Annotated in this window: 18 protein-coding genes; 11 read left to right on the top strand and 7 right to left on the bottom strand. The window is 59.1% G+C overall.

Annotated features, from left to right (window positions below):
• Positions 1-55 precede the first annotated feature (55 nt).
• The 6 genes from HUU46_23030 to larE all read left to right on the top strand — a co-directional run bounded on the left by HUU46_23030 (position 56) and on the right by larE (position 6867).
• On the top strand, positions 56-1474 hold the full coding sequence (locus HUU46_23030; protein ID NUM56516.1) for a DUF1298 domain-containing protein: 1419 nt from the start codon (positions 56-58) through the stop codon (positions 1472-1474).
• A 171-nt stretch (positions 1475-1645) separates the two neighbouring features.
• Positions 1646-2149: a DinB family protein gene (locus HUU46_23025; protein NUM56515.1), complete on the top strand. Its 504-nt coding sequence runs from the start codon at positions 1646-1648 to the stop codon at positions 2147-2149.
• 66 nt (positions 2150-2215) lie between these two features.
• The gene (locus tag HUU46_23020) at positions 2216-3112 is read left to right on the top strand and encodes a sugar kinase (protein ID NUM56514.1); all 897 of its coding nucleotides are present in this window, start codon (positions 2216-2218) and stop codon (positions 3110-3112) included.
• Between the two features lie 127 nt (positions 3113-3239).
• Positions 3240-4730, top strand: a complete 1491-nt coding sequence (locus HUU46_23015; protein NUM56513.1) for a leucyl aminopeptidase — start codon at positions 3240-3242, stop codon at positions 4728-4730.
• A complete protein-coding gene (mtaB, locus tag HUU46_23010) occupies positions 4727-6040 on the top strand; it encodes a tRNA (N(6)-L-threonylcarbamoyladenosine(37)-C(2))-methylthiotransferase MtaB (GenBank protein NUM56512.1) in 1314 nt (437 codons plus the stop codon). The genes HUU46_23015 and mtaB overlap by 4 nt, the downstream gene beginning before the upstream one ends.
• A gap of 2 nt (positions 6041-6042) precedes the next feature.
• Positions 6043-6867 carry an ATP-dependent sacrificial sulfur transferase LarE gene (larE, locus tag HUU46_23005; GenBank protein ID NUM56511.1) on the top strand — a complete coding sequence of 275 codons (825 nt, stop codon included), beginning with the start codon at positions 6043-6045 and terminating at the stop codon, positions 6865-6867.
• A gap of 77 nt (positions 6868-6944) precedes the next feature.
• Here the strand turns inward: larE and HUU46_23000 are convergent, their stop codons facing one another.
• The 3 genes from HUU46_23000 to HUU46_22990 form a co-directional block, all read right to left on the bottom strand.
• Positions 6945-8333, bottom strand: a complete 1389-nt coding sequence (locus tag HUU46_23000) for a neutral/alkaline non-lysosomal ceramidase N-terminal domain-containing protein (protein NUM56510.1) — start codon at positions 8331-8333, stop codon at positions 6945-6947.
• A 37-nt stretch (positions 8334-8370) separates the two neighbouring features.
• Positions 8371-9402: an NAD(P)-dependent alcohol dehydrogenase gene (locus HUU46_22995; protein NUM56509.1), complete on the bottom strand. Its 1032-nt coding sequence runs from the start codon at positions 9400-9402 to the stop codon at positions 8371-8373.
• Between the two features lie 69 nt (positions 9403-9471).
• The gene (locus tag HUU46_22990; protein ID NUM56508.1) at positions 9472-10206 is read right to left on the bottom strand and encodes an HAD family hydrolase; all 735 of its coding nucleotides are present in this window, start codon (positions 10204-10206) and stop codon (positions 9472-9474) included.
• A gap of 280 nt (positions 10207-10486) precedes the next feature.
• Here HUU46_22990 and HUU46_22985 point away from each other — a divergent pair, with 280 nt between their 5' ends.
• The 4 genes from HUU46_22985 to HUU46_22970 all read left to right on the top strand — a co-directional run bounded on the left by HUU46_22985 (position 10487) and on the right by HUU46_22970 (position 14212).
• Positions 10487-12469, top strand: a complete 1983-nt coding sequence (locus HUU46_22985) for a PQQ-dependent sugar dehydrogenase (protein NUM56507.1) — start codon at positions 10487-10489, stop codon at positions 12467-12469.
• A 191-nt stretch (positions 12470-12660) separates the two neighbouring features.
• Positions 12661-13446: a glucosamine-6-phosphate deaminase gene (nagB, locus tag HUU46_22980; GenBank protein ID NUM56506.1), complete on the top strand. Its 786-nt coding sequence runs from the start codon at positions 12661-12663 to the stop codon at positions 13444-13446.
• A 22-nt stretch (positions 13447-13468) separates the two neighbouring features.
• Positions 13469-13741: an acyl-CoA-binding protein gene (locus HUU46_22975; GenBank protein NUM56505.1), complete on the top strand. Its 273-nt coding sequence runs from the start codon at positions 13469-13471 to the stop codon at positions 13739-13741.
• 9 nt (positions 13742-13750) lie between these two features.
• Complete coding sequence (locus tag HUU46_22970; GenBank protein ID NUM56504.1) at positions 13751-14212, top strand: MaoC family dehydratase; 462 nt, start codon at positions 13751-13753, stop codon at positions 14210-14212.
• 147 nt (positions 14213-14359) lie between these two features.
• Here the strand turns inward: HUU46_22970 and HUU46_22965 are convergent, their stop codons facing one another.
• From HUU46_22965 to HUU46_22950, 4 genes are all read right to left on the bottom strand, one after another.
• Positions 14360-15550 carry an aminotransferase class V-fold PLP-dependent enzyme gene (locus HUU46_22965; protein NUM56503.1) on the bottom strand — a complete coding sequence of 397 codons (1191 nt, stop codon included), beginning with the start codon at positions 15548-15550 and terminating at the stop codon, positions 14360-14362.
• A 156-nt stretch (positions 15551-15706) separates the two neighbouring features.
• Complete coding sequence (locus HUU46_22960; GenBank protein ID NUM56502.1) at positions 15707-20965, bottom strand: AAA family ATPase; 5259 nt, start codon at positions 20963-20965, stop codon at positions 15707-15709.
• Positions 20966-21318: 353 nt separating this feature from the next.
• Positions 21319-21597, bottom strand: coding sequence for an XRE family transcriptional regulator (locus HUU46_22955; GenBank protein NUM56501.1), 279 nt, complete (start codon positions 21595-21597; stop codon positions 21319-21321).
• Between the two features lie 248 nt (positions 21598-21845).
• The gene (locus HUU46_22950; protein ID NUM56500.1) at positions 21846-22763 is read right to left on the bottom strand and encodes a glycosyltransferase family 1 protein; all 918 of its coding nucleotides are present in this window, start codon (positions 22761-22763) and stop codon (positions 21846-21848) included.
• 1156 nt (positions 22764-23919) lie between these two features.
• On the opposite strand from HUU46_22950, the gene HUU46_22945 reads away from it, so the two are divergent.
• Entirely contained in the window at positions 23920-24459 is a 540-nt protein-coding gene (locus tag HUU46_22945; GenBank protein ID NUM56499.1) for a hypothetical protein, read from the top strand.
• Positions 24460-24937: the final 478 nt, after the last annotated feature.

Genomic DNA, 24937 nt, shown 5'->3' with positions numbered 1-24937 from the left:
GCTGTCGCCGTGCGCCCTCGTCGTAACTGACATCATGCTTCCGTGGAGTGATCGCATGGGGGAGAGCGAACGGCTTTTGGCGCGCGACGCTGCGTTGCTGCACTTTGTCAGCGAACTCGGCTTCGGCCATACCGGCTCGACAAACATCGTCGATGGCGAGTTGTCGTTCGAGGAATTCTCACGGGACCTCGAAGCAAAAGTGCAGAATCTGCCACGATTCCGCCAACGCCCCGTTTTCGTTCCGCTTAACCTCGCGTACCCGACATGGGAGTACGACCCGGACTTCGCGTTCGCGAACCACGTCGATCACGTTCGACTCGACCCGCCGGGATCGTGGGAGCAGGTCTTGGCGGCGACGGCGGACTTTCATAGTGTCGCGCTGCCAACCGACCGCCCGTACTGGTTTGCGCGCCTGCTCACCGGCCTTGAAGGCAACCAATCGGCGATCTTGTTCAAAGTCCATCACGCCGTTATGGACGGTGTCGGGGCTGAGGCTTTTCAGCGGGTCATTTTCGAGGAGGATGCGCCGCAGCCAATCCCGCCGGCTCCCGTGCCGCCGCTGCCGAACGCTGCAACGCGTTTATGGCGCGGCTTGCGGGACAACGCACTCACCGGGATAAACGTTGCAGTGCATTTTCCCGCCAACACAGTGGGCCTCGTGCGTTGGCTCATGTCGAACGATTCGCGCGAATACTTCCGAATCCGCCGCGCGTTCAACCGCGCGGACGGGCTGCGCTTTCCGTTCAATACGCCGAGTTCCGGACGAATCCGCATCGCGACCACGCGGTTCTTGTTGGAGGACCTTCGCGCACTTGGCCGCGCGTGCGATGCAACGATCAACGATGTCCTGCTCGGGACGATTGGCCGCGCCGTGCAGCACTACGCGAAGATGCGAAACATCGATACTCGTGGCAAGGTCATGAAGGTCAGTATTCCCGTCAACATGCGCCAGGAAGGCGAAGCGCGCAACATGGGGAATATCGCCACGCTCGCGCCGGTACCCATCCCGCTCGACGTGGAGAATCCGCGCGATCTGGTGCGGAACGTTTCGAACTACATGCGAGCGCTCAAGCAGTGCAGGTACCCACTCGCCACACACCGCGCCATCGGAGCGATTCTCTTTTGTATGTCGCCGGTGCTTGCGCCGATTGTCCAACGCACCGTCGCGTCCGTTGCCATGCAGCGCAAATCGATGGCCCCTGGAAAGAAGGTTGGTGCGGTCATGGTCGTCAGCAACGTCCCCCGAAAGCCGGCGCCCTTGCGCATCGCGAACCGCCCTGTCCTCATGCGCTACCCCGTCGGCGGCACCACCCCGCACATCGGAATCGGCTGCGTTGCGATGACCTGCGGCCCCTACCTTGGCGTCACCTTTGCCGTGAACCACACCGCGGCGGACGAATTGAAGCCGCTCATGCAATTGATTGAGACTTCGTACGACGAGCTTCGCGCTTCAGCCGCGGCGCCGAGCGCTTGAACAAGGTCCGGCCCGCGCCTAACGCCGGAGCAGCGCAGTCGCAAGTCACTACCAATCGCCCAACGTCCCGTTCTTCCGTCAGCTTGTACTCCTCCAATCGCACCACTTGGGATTCCCCCCGCCGCTGCGCTATAGTCTCGCCTCGGTGCGTGAACGAATGAGGGGCCCGTCATGGATTCCAAAATTGAACTTCTCGTCGAACAACTGTCGTTCTGCCGCGAGCACACGCTCAAGACTGCTTCCGGCGTGCCGGAAGCGGGCCGTCTGGTGCAATTGCGCCCGGCCAAAGCGCATCCCCTTTGGTTGCTCGGGCATCTCGCCAACACCGCGAACGTCGTCATGATTCAGTGGGCGCTCAACGGCGAGAGCATGACGCCAAAGGGCTTTGGCAAGAAGTTCGCCCCCGACTTCGGCGGCGGCGATCCGGTGAGCCCGAACGCCGCGGACTATCCGTCGTGGGATGAAGTCGTTGGCGTCTATACGAAGGCGCTCGATACGGCGGTCGAAGGCGTCTCAAAACTTTCCGAAGCCGATTTGCCGAAGCCGCTGCCGGGCCGCATCCCCGAGCCCCTGCGCCAACACTTCAGCAGCGTCGGCAAGACGCTCAACATCATGGTCCTCCACGATTCATACCACCGCGGTCAGATTGGTTTGCTCGCGGCACTGGATCGATGAGGGGCGTTCTCGGTCGTTCGGCACATTCGATTTGTCAGTATCAAGGATTACAGTACAGGGAGCGTCATGAGCATTACCGTCGTCGGTTCCGTTGCACTCGACACCGTGGAAACGCCGGCCGGCCGTAACGACGAAGGCCTGGGCGGGGCCGCGACCTATTTCTCGCTGGCCGCGTCCAATTTCGCGCAGGTGAATCTCGTCGGCGTAGTCGGCGACGATTTTCCCGATCGTCATGTTGCACTGCTCGAATCGAAGGGCATTAATCTCGATGGCCTCGAACGCGCACCGGGCCGCACGTTTCGCTGGACGGGCCGGTACCACGAAAACATGAACGATCGCGACACGATCGAAACGCAGCTCAACGTCTTCGAACATTTCCACCCGAAACTTCCCGACGCCGCGAAAGATGCGCCGTTTCTGTTTCTGGGCAACATCCATCCGTCGCTGCAACTTGAAGTGCTTGAGCAGGCGCGGCCGCGGTTCACCGGCCTCGACACGATGAACCTCTGGATCAACATCGCGCTCGACGATCTCAAACAGGTCTTGAAGCGCGTTGACGTGCTTATCATCAACGATTCCGAAGTAAAGCTCCTCACCGGTGAGACGAACCTCGTGAAAGGCGCGCGCGAAATCAAAGCACTGGGTCCGCGCATCATCGTCGTCAAGAAAGGCGAACACGGCTGCCTGCTGTTTCCGGAATCCGGCGCATTCAGCGCGCCGGCCTACTTGCTCGAGGAGGTCGTCGATCCCACCGGCGCGGGGGATACGTTCGCCGGCGGATTTCTCGGCCACCTTGCGGGAACGGGCAAAACCGACGACGCCACGCTGCGCCGTGCCGTCGTGTACGGCAGCGTCGCGGCGTCCTTCACCTGCGAGAAGTTTGGGCCAGACCGCCTCGCCGAAATCACCCGCGCCGACATCGACAAACGCTTCGCCGAGTTCCAACGCCTCGCGTCGTTTTAGCAGCGCCTACGTTTTCCGTGCGCGACGCCCGCTTGACAGTACGCCGCGGCACTCAAAACTGACCCACGTTTGCCCGGTTTCACCCCAATTCGCTACGATAATGTGTTAATCGCAAGGGCAACACTACATGGAAATCCACGTTACAACGCCATCCGAATGGAAGCGCCCCGACTGCGCTACGTGTCTTGTCGTTCCGCAGCGGAGCGAGGCGACGGCTGCGCCGCCACTGTTGGACGAAGCCGGCCGCGCGCAGGTCGCTGCTGCGCGCGAACGCGGTGCGTTTACGGGTAAAGTGGGCGAGTCCATTTTTCTTCCAACGTCCGGGGACGGTGTCGCCGGAATTCTGCTTGTCGGCCTGGGTGATGACGCATCGCCGGATGCGGAAAAGATTCGACGCGCCGCCGGAAAGGGCATCGACGCCTTGCGCACGTATCGCGTCACGCGTGCGGTCGTCGACTGCTCGACGCCTTGGCCTGTCCCCGCGTTTATCGAAGGCATTGCGTTGGGGCAGTACCGTTTCGAACGCTACAAGAAGCCCGATCCCGACGCGTTCACCGGGGCAATCGACGACGTTGCGCTGGTCAGCGAGAAAGCCAAGGCGTTGACGGGCGAGCTTGATGCGTGTCGTTACGCCGCGCGCGTCTGCGCGAATGCAAACTGGGCCCGCGATCTTGCAAACGCCGCATCGAACGACATGACCCCGGCCCAGCTCGCGCTCGAAGCGCACACCATTGCGGAGAAATACAAGCTCGGCTACGAGTGCCTCGATGCGGGCCGCATGGCGGAACTCGGCATGAACGCGCTTCTCGGCGTTGCGAAGGGCAGCAAAGAGCCGCCTAAACTTATTGTGATCTCCTACCACGTCGCGCACGACGCACCGACCGTTGCACTCGTCGGAAAAGGCATTACCTTCGACACCGGCGGCGTCAGCATCAAGCCTTCCGATAGCATGCACGAAATGAAGTACGACATGTGCGGCGCGGCCGCCGTGCTCGGCGCGATGAAGACCGTCGGTCAAACGCGGCCAAATATCAATGTGTTGTGCGTCGTTCCGTCCGCCGAAAACTGCGTCGATGGCAACGCGCAAAAGCCCGGCGACATCGTCCGCGCGTACAACGGCACGACAATCGAGGTCCACAACACTGACGCCGAAGGCCGCCTTGTGCTGAGTGACGCACTCGCGTATACCGTCGACCATTACGCGCCTGACAAGATCGTCGATGTCGCCACGCTGACCGGCGGCGTCATTGTCGCGCTGGGCCACCACGCCGCGGGCGTCATGGCGACTGACGACGCACTGTATAGTGGTATCGAGTCCGCGGCGAACCAGACGGGCGAGCGCGTGTGGCGTTTTCCGTTGTGGGAAGATTACACGAAAATGATCGAAGGCGAACACGCCGACATCTGCAACATTGGCCCGTCGCGCCAGGCAAGCTCGATCGTCGGCGGTGTGTTCTTGAAGGAGTTTGTGGGCGACACGCCGTGGGCGCATATCGACATGGCCGGCACTGCGTGGGGCGCGAAGAATGTCTCGTATCTGGACACGAAATACGCGAGCGGGTACGGCGTGCGCCTGCTGAGCGAATGGCTCCGGAACGAGTCGGACACGCAATCATGATCGCCGTGTCCCGCAAGCGCGCATCCGTCCACACGCTGGGGTGCCGCCTGAACCAATCCGAATCCGCGATTCTCACGGAACAACTCAGCGCGGCGGGATACGATATCGTGCCTTTTGGCGAGCCGGCGGACCTCGGCATCATCAACACCTGTACCGTCACCGGCGAAGCCGATTCCAAATCGCGCCAACTCGTCCGCTCGTTCATTCGCACGAACCCGCACGCGTACACCGCCGTCATCGGCTGCTATTCGCAGATGGGGCACCAGGCCCTTTCCCAAATCGACGGCGTCGATCTCATCGTCGGCAATCAGGAAAAACTGAATGTGCTCGCATACGTCGCGCACGGCAAGAACGATATCCCCCTAATCATTCGCGATCGTATCGAACGCGACGATTTCACCATTGAAGTCATTGGGGAGTCGCCTACTGCGCGGCGCGCGAACCTGAAGATACAGGACGGCTGCGACTTCATGTGCAGTTTTTGCATTATCCCCTTCGCGCGCGGACGTGCGCGCAGCCGCGAATGGAACAACCTGTTGGCCGAGGCGCGCCAGCTCATCGAACGCGGCGCGAAGGAACTCGTTCTCACCGGTGTAAACGTAGGTACGTACGTCTTTAATGAAAACACAATTGTCGACGTCGTGGACGCGCTGAACGAGATTCCGGGTCTAGCGCGCATCCGCATCAGTTCCATCGAGCCTACGACAATTCCCGCCGCGTTGTTGGAACGCATGAACGATCCAACTCATGCGCTCGTGGCGCATCTGCACGTTCCGCTGCAATCCGGCTCGAACGCCGTGCTTGCCGCCATGAAACGGCGTTATACGCGCGAGGAATATCTTGATTTTATCCGCGCGGCGGACACGTCCGTTCCCGGGATTTGCATCGGCGCGGACATCATGGTCGGCATGCCGGGCGAAGGTGACGCGGAATTCGATGAGACCGCGTCACTCCTTGAGTCCGCCCCCATTGACTATGCCCATGTTTTCGCTTACAGCGAACGCTCCGGCACCCCGGCCGCGCGCATGGCGAACAAAGTCGCTCCGCAAACGAAAGCGTTGCGCAGTGCGCGCATCCGCCGTATCAGCGCCGGAAAGCGCCACGATTTCTACGCGGACCACATCGGCCGCGATGTTGAAGTCCTGTTCGAGCACGAAGAAAACGGCGCGTGGGTCGGCTATACGGGGAATTATATTCGTGTCGCCGTTCGTTCCAATGAGCGACTGGAGAACGAACTCCGTATGGTCTATATCGAGAACATTCATGGCGACTACGCCGTCGGCAGCGCCACTGCTGGTGTGACGGCCTAATCATGAACGCCGTACGCGCGATTGACCCATCGATCATGATGAAGGAATCCGCCCTTCAGTCGCTGCTCGCGGAGTACGGCGCGCTCGCGGTCGCATATTCCGGCGGCGTCGATTCGGCCTACCTCGCCGATGTCGCGAACGAAGCGCTTGGCCAGCGCGCGCGCATCCTGCTCGGCGATTCGCCAAGTGTGCCGCGTTCGGAAGTCGCCGAAGCCACTGAACTCGCGCGAGGCCGCGGCTGGAATTTTGAAGTGCTTTTCACGGACGAGTTCGCAAATGAAGACTATTTAAGGAATGACGGCACGCGCTGCTACTACTGCCGTTCGGAATTGTTCGGAAAAATGCGCGAGTACGCCGAGAATTCCGGCATCGCGATCCTGGCGTACGGCGAGATTGTCGACGATCTTGCCGATACGACGCGCCTTGGCGCAAAAGCCGCCAAAGAGTTCCGCGTGGTGTCGCCCCTCGTGGAAGTGGGATTGACGAAGTCCGAAATCCGCGCCCTCAGCGAACAGCGTGGCTTGCCGACCCACGACAAGCCGTCGTTCGCTTGCCTGTCTTCGCGCTTTCCGGTTGGTACGCGCGTCACCGTCGAGGACCTCGCAAAGGTCGAGCGCGCGGAAGAGGCCCTAAAGCGCCTCGGCTTCAAACAGTACCGCGCGCGCCATCACGGCGACACCTGCCGCATCGAGATTGATCCGATTGACATTCCAAAGCTGGTGGATGAAGCAACGCGTCAGGCCGTCGTGCGCGATGTGACCGCGGCGGGTTACAAGTACGTCACGCTCGATCTTGCGGGGTATCGCACCGGAAGCACCGCGGAGTAGTCCGCGGCGAAGGGCGGTTAACGCATGAAAACGCGGAGCACTCAGCCTTGATGCCGCGATAGCACTCATTCCTCATCTCACAGCGCCTCGTACATTCTCTCCACCATTGTTTCCATCGTTTCGGTGAAGAAGGGTTCCTGGTTCGGACCAAACCAAGACATCATGTACATTTCGTACTGTTCGTCGCCCTTCGGATCGGCCGTCCAGTAATACTTCTGCGGCGACACATACCCGATGTAATCCCCGCAGAAGCTCAGCACCCACAAATCAACTCCCTTGCCCTTGGCCCATTGCTTCATGTCCACGGCGATCTCGCCGCTCATGTCGCACGGCGTGCCGTAGAAGAACATATCGCCCACGCGCACGCCCTGCACCCACGCGATATTATCGATGCCGAGCATCGGAATCAGGAATGGCGACAACCGCCAACTCCGTCCCGTCGGGCACATTTGGAGCGACGGCGTCTCGAATGGAAATCCCACCGATGCGATCTCCGCGCGATTGACGAACTCGGCTTTCTCCGCGTCCACGAGAATTTTTTGCGCCAGTGATTCGCCCATGTGTTGCGCCTTCGCGAACCCGTCGCCGCTGCCGCCCGATCGCGGCCCCATGCTGCCCACGGCGCCGCCGAGATACATCGAGAATTGCTTTGTCTGCGATTCAATATAGCGGTACAAGAAGCCCGGGTAGTCCGCTGAGAATTGCATTGTGCCGCCGCCCAACACTGTCGGATGCGCGGAGTACGACGCAAGATAGCACATGTCCCCGTCGCTCCGTTTCGCAATCAAGTACTTCAACTGATTGTCCGTGCCCGCGTCGCGTACGCGATTGCGGATGAACTCCGGCACATCGAGCGTTCCGTGCGCGATCTCCGCCGGCTCCATCGCTTTGTACGCAGCCACGATCGCGCGGCCGAATGCGTGGGCGATGTCGGTCATTACCTTTTCGTCGTACGCACCCGAAAATGCAGTGCCGGCGAACCCCGGCGCCCACGCGCCCGGCCCGCAATGCGTATGCGAGGCGTTGAACAGAATGTCGTTCGGCGTCAGCGGCGTTTCAGCCGCGACGTCCGCGCGAGCGATGTCCGCGATGTTGTTCGGCACGATCAACATGTCCGAGCCAACGATAACGACCGTGTCGTTGTCTTCGCCCAACGCCAGCGCGCGCACGTACACGTCGTCGTGAACGCCCGTGGACGGTTTGCCTTCGCGATCGCCAAATCCCGACAACGGGGTGCCGACCGGCGGCGTGATGATTTCCTTGGCCCACCCCGCGCGCAGCGGGCCCACCTCCGCGGCAATCGTCGATTCCGCGACGTTCGCGTCAATCTTTGCCACGACCTCCTCGAAATATGGCTCCTGCGTCACGTCGCTCGATCCATATGTCGGCCAAGGCCCCACGAACGTCACAAACAATACGACCAGCGCTAGCAGCACCCCCGCCGCCCACTTCAGTATCTTCTTCATTATTCCCCCAACACCTTGAGAAGCTTTGCTTCCCACCCTACTGATCGATCGATGCCTTCAACACACCGTCCGCCGCCTGCTCCACCAGATGGAACGCCTCCAACGATCGCTCCAACGGATACGAGTGCGTGATGATCGACTTCACGTCCACGCGCCCGCTCGCCACGAGATCAATCGCCGTCGGAAAATTGAACAGGAATCGCCGGCACCACGTGACGGTCAATTCCTTCCGCCGCGACACGTCCACCGGAAAGACGCCGGTTTCTTCTCCCGAAATGCCGACCAGCACGCACCGTCCGGCGGGCCGCGCGATTCGGCACGCGATACCCGGCGTCTCCGACGATCGTGCGCAATCGACCGCCACATCAACGCCGCGCCCGCCCGTTTCGCGCAGGATTGCGCCATTCGTATCTTCATTGGCCGCGTTGAACGCAACATCAACGCCATACTTTCGTGACGCGTCGACGCGATAGTCGTGAAGATCGCAACCGTAGATTTTCCCCGCGCCGGCCAAGCGAGCCGCTTGGGCAGTCAAGAGGCCAATCGGACCAAGTCCCAGAATCGCGACGGTCTCTCCCGGCTTGAGGTGGGCCAAATCGATCGCATGCAGCGCAACGGCCAGCGGCTCGATCATCGCCGCCTCCATCGCCGGCATCGTCTCCGGCACGGGAAAACAAAACGCCGCGTGTACGCAGATGTACTCGCACAACGCCCCGTCGTTCCCCGGCCCGCCCGGAAACGTCAGCTTCGGACACACGTTGTAGTGGCCCTTCAGACAGAATTCGCACCGCATGCAGGGGATGCCCGGCTCTACCGCGACGCGCTTGCCAATTAACGAAGCATCCGCCTCGTCACCGACCCCTTCGACGATCCCCGCGTACTCGTGCCCGAGTATGATCGGCGACGTCAGCACTGACTTCCCAATCCGGCCCTCCGCGAAATAGTGCATGTCCGATCCGCATACGCCGGTCGACTCGATGCGGACCAACGCCTCGTGCGGTTTCGGCGTCGGCTTTTCGATTTCCACCATGCGCATATCGCGCGGAGCAAACCATTTCACGGCTTTCACGAAGTCTCTCCCTGCAGGTCGTGGTCAGACTCGTCCGACCGGATCGGCACGTCTGACAAGGACGCGCATCTACACCACAATCTCCGCCACCGATCCGACCACGCGCGTCGGCTGATACGGATACCGTCGAATCGCTTCGCGCGACGTTACCCCACTCAACACAAGAATCGTCTCCAATCCACTCTGCACGCCCGCAATGATATCGGTGTCCATCCGATCGCCCACCATCACCGCGTCGTCGCTGTGTACGCCGAGATGCTTCAGCGCCGTCCGCATCATCAGCGGGTTCGGCTTGCCCACGAAAAACGGCTTCATGCCGCTCGCGCTTTCGATGAGCGACGCCATCGCCCCGCACGCGGGCACAATGCCCGCCTCGCTCGGTCCCGCCGGGTCCGGGTTCGTCGCAATGAAGTGCGCGCCACCCGCCACAAACCGGATCGCCTTCGTCACCATCTCGAAGTTATAGGTCAGCGTTTCGCCCAGCACCACGTACTCCGGATCGTGGTCGGTAATCACCCAGCCGATATCGTGGATCGGCCCGGTCAACCCGCTCTCGCCAATCACAAACGCCGTGCCCCGCTCCTTCTGCGAGCGCAGAAACTTCGCCGTGGCCATGGCCGACGTGAAAATATTCTCTGCCGGGATATCCAAACCGCTCACCTGAAGCCGGTGCGCCAGGTCTCGTTGCGTATAAAGCGGATTGTTGGTTAACACAAGAAACCCCACACCAGCGTCTACCAGTCGGCGGATGAATGCGTCCGCGCCCGGTATGATGGTGCGCCCGCTCACGAGCACGCCATCCATATCGATCAGGAAACTCTTATTCATACAGGAAGAGACCTCAGTATTTAGCAGTATTCGCAATTCATGACGGGCGCATTCCGCGTATACTGCGCAAGATGCAAGCCCAATCAACTCAATATCTTAACAATTCCCTCACACGGTATCCAATCCCGCGGAATCCTTGCCATTCTACCCTATTCGTATGGTATAACCTAGCTGGCACGTACGCTGATTGGCCCGTGCCGCTGCTGGTTGTTTGGGTGCGGGGTGCGGGCCTCGCAAGTAACAAGGGGTGGGTGTTGTGGTGAATTTCATTCCGCGTGCGTCAGCGTTGTGCCTTATCGCCCTCGCGGCGGTTCCCGCCGCCGTGGCCGTTCCCGTCGCCTCCGAGTTCGTCGCGGATGGGTTCTCCTCGCCGCTCTTTGTCACCCATGCTCCAGGCGATGCGACACGGCTCTTCGTTGTCGAAAAGGCCGGCGTCATCAAGCTCATCAAGAACGGGACGGTCCAGGGCACGCCCTTCATGGACATCTCCGGCCTCGTGCAGAGCGACGGCGAACGTGGGTTGCTCGGCCTGGCATTTCATCCCAACTACCCGACGACGCCGTATTTTTATGTGTATTACATTGCGCAAGGAGGAACCTTAGACTCGAAGATTGCGCGCTGCGAGGTCTCTGGGGACCTCGATATTGCCCTGACGAACGATACGACCAACCTGCCCGTTACGCTCCTGACGGTCCCGCAGCCGGCCGGGCGCAGCAACCACAAAGCCGGTTGGATCGGATTTGGTCCAAACGACGGCTATCTGTATATCGCGGTGGGCGACGGCGGAAGCTCCAACGATCCGGATGGAAATGGCCAGAACATAAACACGCTGCTCGGCAAGATATTGCGGATTGATGTCGACGCCGCGTCGCCGTACGTTCCCGCGTCCAACCCATTTGTGGGCGTCGCCGGTCTCGATGAAATCTGGGCGTACGGCCTGCGAAATCCCTGGCGCTGCAGCTTCGACCGCACAACCGGAGACCTGTGGATTGGCGATGTGGGACAAGGCGCGCGTGAAGAGATCAACTTCCAGCCTGCATCGAGTACGGGCGGCGAGAACTACGGCTGGGTCACTGCCGAAGGTTTCGCGTGTCTCGGCGGCAGCGGAACCTGCGGCACGAACCCCGGATTCACCCCGCCCGTGGACGACTTCACGCGCACCGAAGCGCAGTCCATCACGGGGGGCTACGTCTATCGCGGCACGGCGATCGCCGGCCTGCAAGGCACGTACTTCTTCGCCGATTACATCTTCGGCACGATCTGGTCGTGGGAGTACAACGGGTCCACGATCAGCAACTTTATGGATCGCAGTGGTGAACTGAATCCGCCCGGACCGCGGACGATCAGCAGTGTGGCGTCCTTGGGTGAGGACGCCAATGGCGAACTTTACATCGTCGATTACGGCGGCGGCGAAATCTTCAAGATCGTCGGCACCGATCCGGATACCGACGGCGACGGCCTCACGGATTCGCAGGAAGCTACCGCGGGCACGAACCCCAACAATCCCGACACTGACGGTGACGGCCTCAATGACGGCCCCGAAGTCCTCACGCACGGCACCGATCCACTCAATCCCGATTCGGACGGCGATGGCCTTACGGACGGCGACGAAGTGAACGTCTACGGTACCGATCCGAACGATACGGATACCGACAATGATGGCCTTTCCGATTGGTTGGAAGTGTTTGTGTACGGTACCGACCCGAACGATCCCGACACAGACAACGACGGCGTCAGCGATGGCCAGGAGGTTTTCGGATACTTCACGGACCCGAACAATCCCGACAGCGACAGCGACGGCCTTTCCGATGGCGCCGAAATTTTCACGTACGGCACCGATCCACTCGATTCCGATTCGGACAACGACGGTCTCTCGGATGGCGACGAAGTGAATCTGTACGGCACCGATCCGAACGATACGGACTCCGACAACGACGGCCTTAGCGACAGCGCCGAAGTGAATACGTACAACACGAACCCGAACGCGTCCGATTCGGACGGCGACGGACTTTCCGACAGCGACGAAATTAACGTGCACGGGACCAATCCAAATGATCCCGACACCGACGGCGACTTCATACACGACGGAACTGAGATTTCGGCGGGTACCGATCCCAACGATCCGTTCGACTTCCCCGCGGTGCCCGCGGCCGGCGCGCTCGCCGTCATCCTGCTCACCGTTGCGCTCACGGCATACGGCGCGGTGCATATGTCGCGCCGTCGCGCAACGGGGCAATAGCGCAACCTCTATTGTGGGGCGTGGGCCGCGCCATTCGCGCGGCCCGCGCGCCGCGTTTTCAGGCAACGTATCGCGTCCGCACTCCGCCGCCCGGCGAATGCCGCGAACCATCCGATTCCATCCGCGCCTCATGCATCGACCCTTACCAATCGTCTACAATATCGGCAGGGAAGAGGGGAGAGCCACGGTACATGGAAGTCGTCATCCGTCCTACGCACGAGGACGCCGCGGAACTCACGGCGCGGTTCATCGCAAACGCGATTCGACGCAAACCGAAACTCGTGCTCGGGCTCGCGACCGGACGCACGATGGAGACGGTGTACGGCATCCTGGTCCGCAAGCATAAGGAAGAACGCCTCGATTTTTCCCTCGTCGAGACCTTCAACCTCGACGAATACATCGGGCTCCCGCCGGACCATCCGCAATCGTACCGCCGCTACATGCGCGAGATGCTCTTCAGCCACGTCAACATCGATCTGCGCAACACGCACTTCCCACGCGGCAACGCGCCCGACATCGACGCCGAATGCCATCGCTACGAATCCGCCATCCGCGACTGCGGCGGCATCTGCCTGCAACTTCTCGGCATCGGCCGCTCCGGACACATCGGGTTCAACGAACCACTCTCCGCGATGTTCTCCCGGACGCGCGCAAAAGCGCTGACCCCGGCGACCATGGCGCAGAACTCGCCCCTGTTTGAGGACCCGAACGATATGCCGCGCCGCGCCATCACCATGGGAGTCGGCACCATCCTCGAAGCGAAGGAGTGCATACTCCTCGCCACCGGCGATGAGAAGGCGGACGTGATTGCGAAGGCCGTCGAAGGTCCCGTCACCAGCATGATCTCCGCGTCGGCGCTGCAGCTCCACGCAAGCTGCCACGTGATCGTTGACGAAGCCGCCGCGTCGAAACTGCAAAACAAGGACTACTACCGCTGGATATTCGATAACGAACCCGACTGGGACGAATTCAGGTAGCAGAACACGAAAGGGGGAGACCATGTCAGACGATCTTCAAGCCAAGTTCGAGCAAGCCGCAAAGGACGTTACGAACCTTTCGGCGCCGCCCGACAACGAAGCCATGCTGAAACTCTATGGCATGTACAAGCAGGCCACCAAGGGCGATTGCACCGGCGCGCGTCCGGGCATGCTCGATTTCGTCGGGCGCGCAAAGTTCGATGCCTGGAAGGCGCTCGAAGGCACGTCGCAAGACGCCGCCAAACAGCAATACATCGACTACGTCAACGGCCTTGTCGCCGCCGACAAGAAATAAGGACGCTGCATGCCCGCCAGAGAAATTCACATCAATGACATCAAGGGTCTCGCCGGCCAGGAGGTCGGTGTATCCGAGTGGCACGAGGTCACGCAGGCGGAGATCAACGCGTTTGCCGACGCGACCCACGATCACCAGTGGATACACGTCGACGTCGAGCGCGCGAAGAAGGAATCGCCCTTCGGCGGCCCCATCGCGCACGGGTATTACACGCTGGCCATCGTGCCGTATCTGCTCGACCAGGTCTGGACCGTTACCGGAATCTCCGCCGGCCTCAACTACGGACTCGGTAAACTGCGCTATCCCGCGCCGGTCCCAATCGGCAGCCGCGTTCGGCTTCGCGTAGCGCTCAACTCGGTCGATGACATCCCCGGCGGCATTCAAATCCACGTAACATTGACCATCGAAGTGGAAGGCGGCCGAAAACCAGCAATGGTTGCGGAGGGCATCTACCGCTACTACGCCGCGTAATTCGCACCCGAAGTGCGGAAGCGTGCAGCGCGCGTCTCGGTTTTCGATCACGATGACGATCACAATGACGAGCACGGGCATGAGCTTGAGCACGAAAGTGCGCTGTTCCCCCTTGGAAGGGGGTGCCCGGAGGGCGGGGGATGTAATTCATACGCGCGCATCCGCGATCAATTCCGCCACACGATCCACTTCCTCCACCGTATTGTAGAAATGCGGCGAGAAACGAATATACGTTGTGCCCGCGCGGTCCTGTCGCAACGACGCCGTAACACCGTTCGCATCGAGGTGCTTGAACAGCGCTTTCATGTCGCGATCGTCATGCGTCACGGTCACAATCCCCGACGGCCCCTCCCGCAAATTGTCCATCCCGTCCATACTGTCCATTCCGTCCAATATCGCGCGAAACCGCAAATCGCGCAGCCGCTCCAGCAATGCCCGCCGCAACGCCAACAGCCGCTTCCCAACCGCATCGATTCCGCAATCCAACAATAACTCCATCGACGCCAACATACCGATGATGCCTGGCACGTTCAGCGCGCCCGGCTCATACCGCCGCGCGCTCGACTCGTATCGAATTGCGTCCTGTGCCACGAACCCAGGCGACACGACGTTCCACGCGCCGAGCAGCGACGGCCGCAACAACTCCTGATGTTCGCGTTTCACATAGACGATGCCGGCCGCCATCGGCCCGAGCAGCCACTTGTGCGAATCCGCGCTCAGGAAATCGACGTGTTCCATCGACATCGGAAATGCGCCCAGCGTTTGAATCCCGTCCACGCAAAACAGAATTCCGCGCTCGTGCAGGCGCTGTCCGATCTCGTCCACGTCGATCCGATACCCGCTCAAGAAATTGCACGACGCCAGACTCACCAGCCGTGTCTTCGGGGTCAACGCCGACTCCACAATTTCCCATGTGATCACGCCGTGCCGTTCCGCGCGCAACGCAACCGGCTTCACGCCGCGCTCCGCCAGACTCATCCACGGATATACGTTCGAGGGATAATCATCGGGATAGAAGACCACTTCATCGCCCGGCTTCCACGGCATCCCGTTCGCAACCAGACTCAACCCCAGCGCCGTCGGCCCCAGCAGCGCAATCTCATCGGCGTCCGCGCCGATGAGACGCGCCGCCACCTGCCGCGCCCGCAACACCTGCCCGTTCGACCACGCATTCTCCTGCGGCCCCGATGAACCGCGCGCGCAGAACGCGTTCATCGCGTCCACCGCCACCTTCGGCAACGGACACACCCCCGCGTGCGCCATGAATATCCGCTCCGCCGCCACGGGAAACGCTTCCCGCCGCAGCGATTCGTTTTCTACAATGTCGTTCAGTTGCATACCGCCTTCCCATGGGATTTCCGTGTTGCGAACTCAGAGACCGCCGCCACGGAATGTGGAGTATAGCGTCAAAGCGGAGCTTTTCAAGAGTGCGTTCCAAAATGGAAATTTCGGAACGAGAACAAAATGAGCGAGCCGATCATGAATTTCTTGCTGTCATTCCAATTCTTCTCCAATAATGTCATCTACATACGCGTACTGGCGTCCGAGAATATCGAGCAGGGCGGTTCCAACTTGAACCGTAAGACGTTTCAGATCGAAGTGATCCAAAACGGCCCGTAGATGGGCGTCCGACTTTGGCTCAAGGCCTTCACTCTTGGCCAACATGCGCGCGACAAGTTGCACTTCGCTTGGGGGGATTTCCTCAAAGTCTCTCGGGCCGCGCGTCCGCAGTCGAATCTGTGGCGTGCCTGCGGGTCGAATAATTGAATACACGAGCCCACCTTTCTCGTATTCGTCCTCCTTAACAATTCTGCCACTCCGAATAGCGAGCTGAAGTGCCCGGTTCATCGTACGCTTAAGCTCTCCTCCCATCCGTTTGATGCCGGTTCCGCGCAGGTATATGTCATACGCGCGTTTTGCAAGCATGGGACCTTCAATGCTAACGATCCGGCATAGCCCGTCCGCCACGCGCGCGGGCGACGCATCCCGAGGGTCAGGGCCAACCTCCCCGTTGAAATTCACATATGGTGCCTGGTCTGTAGGGCACACCGCCGCACATGCCTGAGCCGAAAACAGTGACGGTTGGTCTTCCGAGACATCGCCAGCAGGTGCTTGTGGCATGGGTTCGGTTTCTGCTTGCTGCCTTTCGGGCTGCTCTTGCATAGAAACCTCGTCATTTAAGCCCGGGATTTCGCTCTGTTGGGTCGACTCTAGGTTGTCGGGTTCGGGTATGTCTTGGTCTGCGTCGACGTCGGCCGGATCGGAAAGTTCAATTTCCAATTCTTCTGTATTCTTAGGATGCGGCGGAGCCGCCAAGGTTTCGTCAATTCCCCCGGGCTTAATTCCCAAGCGATCCAATTCTGTCCAGACTTGGCTCATGGCGCGTTCCTGGTCGCGGTAGAAATCCCCACCGCGAATGCGCGCAAAGTGCCAACCTGCGCGTTCTAGGTCGCGTTGCCGCGCCATATCCTGCTCGTAGCGCTCTAAGCCATGCCATTGATCCCCATCACACTCGACAGCTAGACGCCCCTGCATTCCTTCCACTACAAGATCGATACGATAACGATGGTTTGTTGTGTCGCCGACACCTACCTGCGTTCGGACGTGAAATCCCTGATGGATAATATGCTCAAAAACGTCGCGCTCGAATTGGGAATCGAACTTCTGACCGTCATCCCCAAGGACGACCCTCGAAGGATTCTCCATATAGCCAAGCAGGCGGTATCGCATACATCTATTGCTTAACACGTCTAGCGTCGCAGTGTGGAACAGCCACAATTGGTCACGTGCTCGGCTGACGGCGACGTTGAAGCGTTGCCGCGCGGAATCGTCCGTAAGCGCGCCGATACGCGTATCTCCTGGGGCTGCGACCATGCTAAGGAAAATTACGTCTCGCTCGTCACCCTGAAATGCATAGGCGTCGCCACAGATGAGACGTCGTTCTTCAATTATTTCGGGATCCAGAATCTGCAGCATCTTGCGTTCGATCAATCTGGCCTGGGCATCGCCCTGTAAGCTTATTACCCCCATTGTCCGGCCAGCGTATCGTGGGTCGTCAAGACATGCGACGATTTGGGAAATAATCGCGTCGGCTTCGGGCGGATTCTGTGCGTACTGAGTCGATCCTTCCCGGTACCCATCTGCCACATGCCGCAAAACCAAGGGCTGCAGACGATTTGCGGGATAAGCTCGCAGTGGGTCAAGAGGCGTACCGTTGCTGGCATAGCAGAGGTCGTTAGAGAATTGGATGATCTCTGGCATGCACCTGAAGTGCTCCCGCAAGACGATATTGTGGCTGAATCGAATCTTGGCGTTGCCATAAAGACTGCTCTGAGGTGAAAGTGCGTGACGGTGTGGCATGCCATCAAGAAAGTGCCTTTGCAAGCCGTCGACTGCGTCATCCGCAATACCCACGCCGTAGGGACTAATCTGCTGGTCGTCTCCAACGACAACAATTTTCTTGGCCAGGTAGAACAGAAACAGACTTTCAATCCCAAGTTGGCTTGCTTCATCTACGATGAGAACGTCGTACCGCTCCGGCGTTGGATTTACCATTTCCGCCACTAAATAGCGCGGCATAATCCATACGGGAATGGCATCGCGACAGGCGTCCATGTATTGCCGCGCTTCCCGCCGCAGCCGGGCCATGCGGGCGGACTTTCCAGTTCCCTTACCCATTGCCTTAACGGCTTCCCGCCAGCTACGCAAGGCCGCAGCTTCGCGTTGCGTCAGCCGGTCAAAGAAATGCATCCAGGCACGCAACGCCGCAATTTCCGCCACAAGTTGACCTATTTCGCGCTCGATTTCGTGGCAGCGTTTCCAAAGCTTTCGCTGATACTCGAAGTTTGACCGATGCTCAAGCCAAGCGTTTGCGCGAGCCCAACGCCATGCCTGTTCCCACTTCTCAAATCTGACATCCCAAATGGAATCGCTAACGCTCTCAGAAACTGTCTTCGTAAGGCGCGGTGCGAAGCGATTAAGATCGCTTTCTATTTCATTTCGTTTCTGTAAGTCCGCGCGCGTCGTTTCCAGCGCCTGGAGGTTCGCATACGATTCGCTGTAGGCGTGCGTATCTCTCTTTTCAACGGCCTGGGCAAGAGTTTTGACCACCGGGTGGACATTATGCAGGTGTCGATAGGCGATCAGGGACTGCGCGGCGAAGTTCGCAATTTCGTTTGCATGTTTAAGGCGTACCTCAAGTGATGTTGCACTGATAAGCTCAAGCCACTCTTTTGCCTGCCCGTTAAGCCAATTTGGAATGGGAATCGGCGGGTTTGCTCCGCGCATGGCCTGTGAAACACGACCGCACTCATCCGCATACTTGAAACATTGAGCTAGTCGGTCTTCTCGTTCTTTCAATGCTGCGACCAATCCTTTGCGGATGCTCGTCGGCGGAGACGATTCGACCTCCGCCCATGCACCGAGTAGCTCCTCCAACGCGAATTCAAGATCAAGATGGTCGCAGACGGTCTGCAATTTCTCGACATCACTTGCCCCAATACCGTCAACCAATACGGAGTCTTTGAGATAGAGTCGGCCCTTTAGTTCCCCCGGTGTCAAAACAAGCAGTTGTTTCCACGCTCCTCCACTACGCAGGTAAGCCAGTGCAGCACCTGCATCGCTTCGCACCTTTCGAGGTTCAAATCCATCGGAAAGTTTGACGAATCTTGTTCCGACTTTATCGAGCAAAAGTTGAACGGTCGGCAGTTTTTCTTGGCTAAGATGAAGTAGTGTTGTCCACTTCGCCCTTCTGCCTGAAAGCAGATCGGTCAAGGCGCTTGAAGCCCAGTTCCCTTCATCTTGTTCGAAAGTCACGCGCCGTTTCTCAAGAATCCTAATCGCGTCTTCCAGCTGTTTGCGGCCGGACTCGGAGACGGCACTAATTGGCCCATAAGCCGGATGCGAACGACAAACAGCTCCTTGTTCATACGCCACTGCAGCATCGCACGCATCCGCTACCGCGCGTGCGAAACCTTGCGGATCTGGGAGCTCGCTCGTCTGCGGAATGGTCAATTGGGCGTCACGCGCATCTTCGTCCGAATATCGACGACGAAACTGGAGCCAGGCCTTGAGCAATTCACTTGAAAGCGGTGGATCATCGTCGGAATCCTCGGGAGGTTGAAGCCAACCAAGTTCGCTTGACTCTAAAGCTACCCTATGCGCGATTGCGGACGCGCTGCCGCGGTATTCGCCGCCTGCGACCGAATGCGTTACAGTCTCGTCCGCCCGGAGACTTCGTATTTCATCCAGCGTCTTTGCTTGACGACGACGGGCCTCATCCAAATCGCTTTCAATGTCCGCGATTTTATCTTTGTACTCCGATGGGTTGTATGACGCTTGGCGAGTGGTGATCCCCTGGATTGCCAGATTTAGCTCTGCAAAGGAGTCCCCGCCCTGTCCGAGAAGGCTGACGCAAAGCGACTGGATTTCTGGAGGGAGCATGCCCTTCAAAACGCCGAGAGCACGACCGGTCTCAGCGGTTACTAGTACTCGCTTTCCGGTCGCAAGCAGGTGACTAATAAGATTTGCAATGGTATGGCTTTTACCGGTGCCCGGCGGCCCCTGAACAAGCACACCGCGGCGACGGTCAATCGCTTCGACAATGCGTCGTTGTTCTCTGTTTGCGGCCAACGGAAAATAGACGACGTGAGGCGATTGTAGTCCGCCTCCGGAATCTGGTTGGGCCGAAGCCTTTGAGTCCGATTCGTCAGGGATATCGTCCGTTAGACTAAGCCAAGCCTTGGGAATCTCTAGCGAGTCGTCTGTCAATTGACTGATAAGCGCATCGTAAACTTTGACCATTCCTGACTGAGTTCGCTTACGCAGAATGAGCGCCGGAGCAAAGGTCATACACGGACTATTGCCGGTGCTGGCGTGCTCTTTTGTGTCTGCGAAATACTGGGAGTCTGCACTAAGGGCGCCAGACCACACTCGGAGGGCTGTATCAATCCGTGATCGGTCCCAAATGTCGTCGCCGATTTCCTCAAGTTGTGTGAGTACGACATCGTAGTGCGAGCGCTCGGGACGAAGCTCTGCCTCCAACATATCGTCCTCGATTCGCAATTTGGCTCCATCACCTGGCGGTAATAAGCGAATTACTCCCTCTGCCGGTTCAAATTCAATTTCGACGTTTGCAACAACCACATGACGTCGAACACTTATCTCCGACGCCTTGAGTTTTACGCGCCAATTCAACAGTCCAAGTCCAAGTACTACTTCGACGATCTCGCTTTGTTTCCGAAGCTGGGTATGAAGACGAAACAACTCGGCGTAGACTCGCTGAATACTCTCTCGACGGCGTTGCTGCTCGGACCATGCCTCCCACTTGGGACGATACCGTTCGTATGCCTCCACAACCTCCGGGTGATCTTCAAGATTATGAACAGTGAGCGGTGCTGGCTCGCCATCGCCGTGTTCAGCATTTTCGTCGACGAGAAGGGCACTAGCTCGAAGTGTCGGCGGCGCAACAGTCGCCGTGCGTAGTTCCGCTTGATCAAGCCACGCCAGTAAGTGCTCAGGAGGTACCGGCGTCTTCTCGAAGCTCTGCTTTTTTACTTCAAGCCACGGGTCGCTGGAATCTCGACCGTCCTCCCATACACCGCTCCGGCAGTCTCTATCGTGTGGCATTTCACTGAACCATAGGACCGACTCATATTGTTGCACGTCGCGAACCGTTGTCGTCCTTAGACCCACAAACTCCCTGAGGTACTGGGCCAATTTCAGCGGGCGGCCTTCTATTGTGTGGCCGCTCATTCGGCTGTGTCTCCGATGATTTCGCCGAATAGGCCTTTCGACTCCGTTAGGGGCAACTGCTTATTCTTTTCGGTCATTCCGCGCTGTGCCTCTCTTGGTCGCCGGGGGTGATGTGCTGCGCGCACCCGGGGATGACGAATCGTGCGATACGTGGCATTACATAAGCATACACCAGCGGCTGCCGCAGGACAGATAACAGGGATGTCCCTACTTAAAAAGCGGGTAACTGGGCGGTAACTGGGGCGGTAACTGGCGGTAACTGGGGCGGTAACTGGGGACAGTCATCTGTTATTTGGAAAGTCTGAATATAGTTGGTGTGTGGCATAAAGCACGCTCTTCACTACTCCTCTGGCCTAAACCAGTTCGATCGAGACGCGGCGGCCGACCATTGCCGCGGCGCGTTGTAGGCTTGAGAGGGTGATATCGTTTTTGGGGTCAAGCAGCCTATCAACTTGGGTGCGGCTCGTCTTGAGCAGCGCGGCCATCTTGTTCTTGGAAATATTCTTTTTCTTCATGGCCTCGGCAAGTTGCCATGCGACGACTTCCTTAATCGCCTGCGCCTGGGCTTCTTCAAAGATGCCCTCATCCTTGAGGAAGTCATCAATGCTCGATCCCATGTGTTTCTTGCTCATTGTTCTGATTCCGTAAGCGGGGATTGATGCCTACCCGACGTGAGAGGGACGATCAAAGCAGAGCTTTTCGAGACGGCGTTACCAAATGGAGGAAATTTGGTAACGAGAGGGAAAAATTTGGTAACGAGAGGGACGGCGTTAATCAGCGGGACTTTGGGCTGCTGAGGGTTGCCAGACATTACGTACCTTTTATGGTGCTAATGTACCACATAATGTGCAGTTAGGCAACCGCGTTCTTAAGCCCCGTCTCAGTGTGGCAAGTCGAGCAGCAAATTCTCGATCGTTCCCAAAAACTGCCGCGCCCGCGCCGACGTCGTATGATGGTTCAGGAAATGTTCACGGCCAGCCTTTCCGATTCGGTCTGCTTCGTCCTCGTGCGCGAGGTAGTACGCCAACTTCTCTTCCAACTCGGGCAGGTCATCGAAGAAGACCGCCGATTCGCCCTCGACGAAATTGAACGGTATGCGTATCAGCGGACGTTCGGCGAGTATCATGCAGCCGTGGGCGGCGAGTTCCCAGTAGCGGACGGTGTCAAAGCCGAAGCCGAAGAAGGACAATCCGATGCGGGCGCCGGCAATGGCGCGCCGGTATTCTTCCTGCGAAAGTTTTTGGTCCAACGATCTCCCGAGGACGCCGTGCAGATGGTCGAGGTAGAGCGAACGCGTCCCAAACAACCGTTTGCCCGCCCAGAAGAGGTCCGTTGCCCGATTCCCGTTAACCGTTTTCGGCACGTGCCGGTCCGGATATCCGAAGGGCAGGGGAAATGCGTTTGGACCGTAGTCCAGGCATGCCAGCATCTCCCTCTTAAAATACGCCGCAATCGCGCGGCCGCCGAGATAGGTCTTCGCCACATCCTGCGTCGCGCTCCCGTCGTCCCACGGGTCGTACACGGCTACGGGCACATCCGGCGCGGCATCGAGCATGCGCAACACGTCGTCCTGTTTGTTCATCTGGACGAAATCGGCGAAGACAATCAGGTCAAACCGGCCGGCGCGCAATTCGCCTACGATCTCGTCCGCCGATCGCGGCTTTCCCGGATACTCGAACCAGCACGGATAGCTGACCGCCGCTTCTTTATTCTGACCGTGCAGCGTCGGTTTCCACGGATACTCGACGACATTCTCCGCGCCCAACACCTGGCAGAGGCCGTCGTACAGCGTGTCCATGCCGTAGTCGCTGAAATCGTGTGTCAGCACCAGCACGCGGGGCGCGCGTTTCGTTCCCGTCCACACCGGCGACGTCTCGACCGGCGGCTGCGTCGTTGTTGCCGGATTACACTGCGCGAGCGCATCGTACGCCGCGGCGTCCCCGGTCACGTGGTGGAGCGAGCGCAACAGGCGCGCGGCGTAGCCGTCGTTTCCGAAGAGCCGCCACAATGCCGCCTGTTCGAGATAGGCCGTGGCGTTGCGAGGCCACTCGTGTACGGCGATATGGAATTCCTTTTGCGCGTGGAAGAGCAATTCGTGGCGCGGCGCGCCGTCTGCCTGCTCGGCCGCCTGCCGGTAGTACCGCAGCTTTTCCAGAGCAATCGTTGCCCGTTGCTTCGGTGCAAGCGGCGCGTAGGTCTCGAGCCAATCGAGTACCGTCGCGGCCCGGCCCGGCATACCCACTGCCGCGAGGTGTTTCGCCTGCGCAATCGGATCGTAGGTGTCGCGCGAGAAACAGAAGGCCGACCACGCCTCGTCCAAAGGCATTACTCGGAGGAGAACGAACCGATGTTGTTCGAGCGTCTGTTCTAAATCGGTTGACAACCCGTCGGCGTACGCGGCCGGAAGTTGAGCAATCACAAAGCCGTTGCTCGCTAAATGTGCGAGGATGTCATTCAATTCCCCCTCGTTTCGCAAAATGGCTTCAGCGCCGATGCCCAACAGGAGGCAGTCGTGGAGTGTTCCTGGGGAGAGTGCAACACGGTGGGCTAAAGAGGTAAACGAGGCGCCGCGTGCACGCACGAGGCGCTCGATAGCTGCGGCTCCCGGATCAATGCACGCAACAGAAAGCGAGAAAGGGGGGATACAGCCGGCAAGCGCAATCAGACGGTCGACGTCGTGTTGGGTTGGCATATCGACTCCCCGGCCAAACCTTACCGGGAAGTTGGCCATCCACGCAAGCACAATCCTCATCGAGATTTACGGAGTATACGGGGCTGCAATACTCCTTGTTGGTTGGCATTGCTCCCAATAGTACCATTGCTCCGATATCATTTATTTCAAGCGAGTTACAACCCGAAATGCCAATTCGTCATTGACAAATCAGACGCGCCGTGAGAAAATATTATGGACTGAATTCAATATAATCGCGAAAAGCGCAAACGAGAGTCGCGCGATGGAAATTGGCGTCACAACCTACGCATCGACTGCGGTCACGTCGTATTCACGGACCGCGGCGAGTAGCCGTGCGCGCGAGCCTCGTCTTGGCTTCCAATCTCCCGAGCCGGATGGGGATGCGCCGTTTACGCGTGACCGCAAGGAGCCCGTAAAGGTCGGGTTCGGAAACGATTCCGTAAAGATTCCGAACCTTGCGGCGAATACCATCAAACGCAATGTGCGGCAGGCTGGAGAACTGATCCCCACCCTGGAAGAAAGCGAGGCCCGGGTTCGCAAACGTGTCGAAGAAGATGCAAAGCGTCTCGCGGAACGCGACGCCGAACCGCCGAAGAGACTCGACATCCGTGCATCCCAGGAAACCGCGGTGAACGCGGCGCGCAGCTTTATTTCCGGCGTGAACGATGCCGCGGGCCAAGCCAGGTTCCGCACCGGCCAGGCCGAGCAGCCGCCCACAAATCGACTCGATATTCGCATTGGCGACGCGCAAATCCCCTACGACAAACCCCAACCCCAGAAACCCCTCGACCTGTTCGCGTAGTCCCGCTTTCGCCAGCGCGCGCTCTGCACCTACTTGCGTTCGCTGTCCACGCTGTCCGTGTCGTCTATCCAGGATTTTCACGCGAACGGCAAAAACGTGTATTACTCGTTGCGCCATACGAAGTTCTGTAGGCTCCGGTCTATACGGGCTGTTCGCGTGAAAAATCCTCGCGCCATGCGCTCAAGGGCTAACTCGTGAGCATTTCTCACCGCACCGAAGGACTATACTTGCACTGCCACGTCGTGGGGCGGTGAGAAACGTGGGCTATCAGTGCAACAAGCCGGCACTATGAAGTAGGAAAATAACAGAGCCCCCGGTGGGCCGTGGCGCCCACCGGGGACCGATGTTCATGCGCGGACCATCCGCGCAAATTGGCTGCTTAGTTGAGCGGGGCGCTCGCGACGGAGACGGCGCTGCCGTCCGCGGTGAAGCGGATGACGCCGGACTCGTCGACGAAGTACTGACGGTAACCCGTGCG

It is taken from the genome of Candidatus Hydrogenedentota bacterium (assembly GCA_013359265.1).
Classification (GTDB): Bacteria; Hydrogenedentota; Hydrogenedentia; order Hydrogenedentales; family SLHB01; genus JABWCD01.
This window is presented reverse-complemented; position numbering and strand designations above follow the sequence as displayed.

Excerpts from the sequence above, each read along its gene's own strand:
- HUU46_22955 (NUM56501.1), bottom strand. The coding sequence starts at position 21,597 with ATGAGCAAGAAACACATGGGATCGAGCATTGATGACTTCCTCAAGGAT.
- HUU46_23030 (NUM56516.1), top strand. The coding sequence starts at position 56 with ATGGGGGAGAGCGAACGGCTTTTGGCGCGCGACGCTGCGTTGCTGCAC.
- HUU46_22950 (NUM56500.1), bottom strand. The coding sequence starts at position 22,763 with ATGGACACGCTGTACGACGGCCTCTGCCAGGTGTTGGGCGCGGAGAAT.
- HUU46_22945 (NUM56499.1), top strand. The coding sequence starts at position 23,920 with ATGGAAATTGGCGTCACAACCTACGCATCGACTGCGGTCACGTCGTAT.
- larE (NUM56511.1), top strand. The coding sequence starts at position 6,043 with ATGAACGCCGTACGCGCGATTGACCCATCGATCATGATGAAGGAATCC.
- mtaB (NUM56512.1), top strand. The coding sequence starts at position 4,727 with ATGATCGCCGTGTCCCGCAAGCGCGCATCCGTCCACACGCTGGGGTGC.
- HUU46_23025 (NUM56515.1), top strand. The coding sequence starts at position 1,646 with ATGGATTCCAAAATTGAACTTCTCGTCGAACAACTGTCGTTCTGCCGC.
- HUU46_23015 (NUM56513.1), top strand. The coding sequence starts at position 3,240 with ATGGAAATCCACGTTACAACGCCATCCGAATGGAAGCGCCCCGACTGC.
- HUU46_22975 (NUM56505.1), top strand. The coding sequence starts at position 13,469 with ATGTCAGACGATCTTCAAGCCAAGTTCGAGCAAGCCGCAAAGGACGTT.
- HUU46_23020 (NUM56514.1), top strand. The coding sequence starts at position 2,216 with ATGAGCATTACCGTCGTCGGTTCCGTTGCACTCGACACCGTGGAAACG.
- HUU46_23000 (NUM56510.1), bottom strand. The coding sequence starts at position 8,333 with ATGAAGAAGATACTGAAGTGGGCGGCGGGGGTGCTGCTAGCGCTGGTC.
- HUU46_22990 (NUM56508.1), bottom strand. The coding sequence starts at position 10,206 with ATGGATGGCGTGCTCGTGAGCGGGCGCACCATCATACCGGGCGCGGAC.
- HUU46_22965 (NUM56503.1), bottom strand. The coding sequence starts at position 15,550 with ATGCAACTGAACGACATTGTAGAAAACGAATCGCTGCGGCGGGAAGCG.
- nagB (NUM56506.1), top strand. The coding sequence starts at position 12,661 with ATGGAAGTCGTCATCCGTCCTACGCACGAGGACGCCGCGGAACTCACG.
- HUU46_22960 (NUM56502.1), bottom strand. The coding sequence starts at position 20,965 with ATGAGCGGCCACACAATAGAAGGCCGCCCGCTGAAATTGGCCCAGTAC.
- HUU46_22970 (NUM56504.1), top strand. The coding sequence starts at position 13,751 with ATGCCCGCCAGAGAAATTCACATCAATGACATCAAGGGTCTCGCCGGC.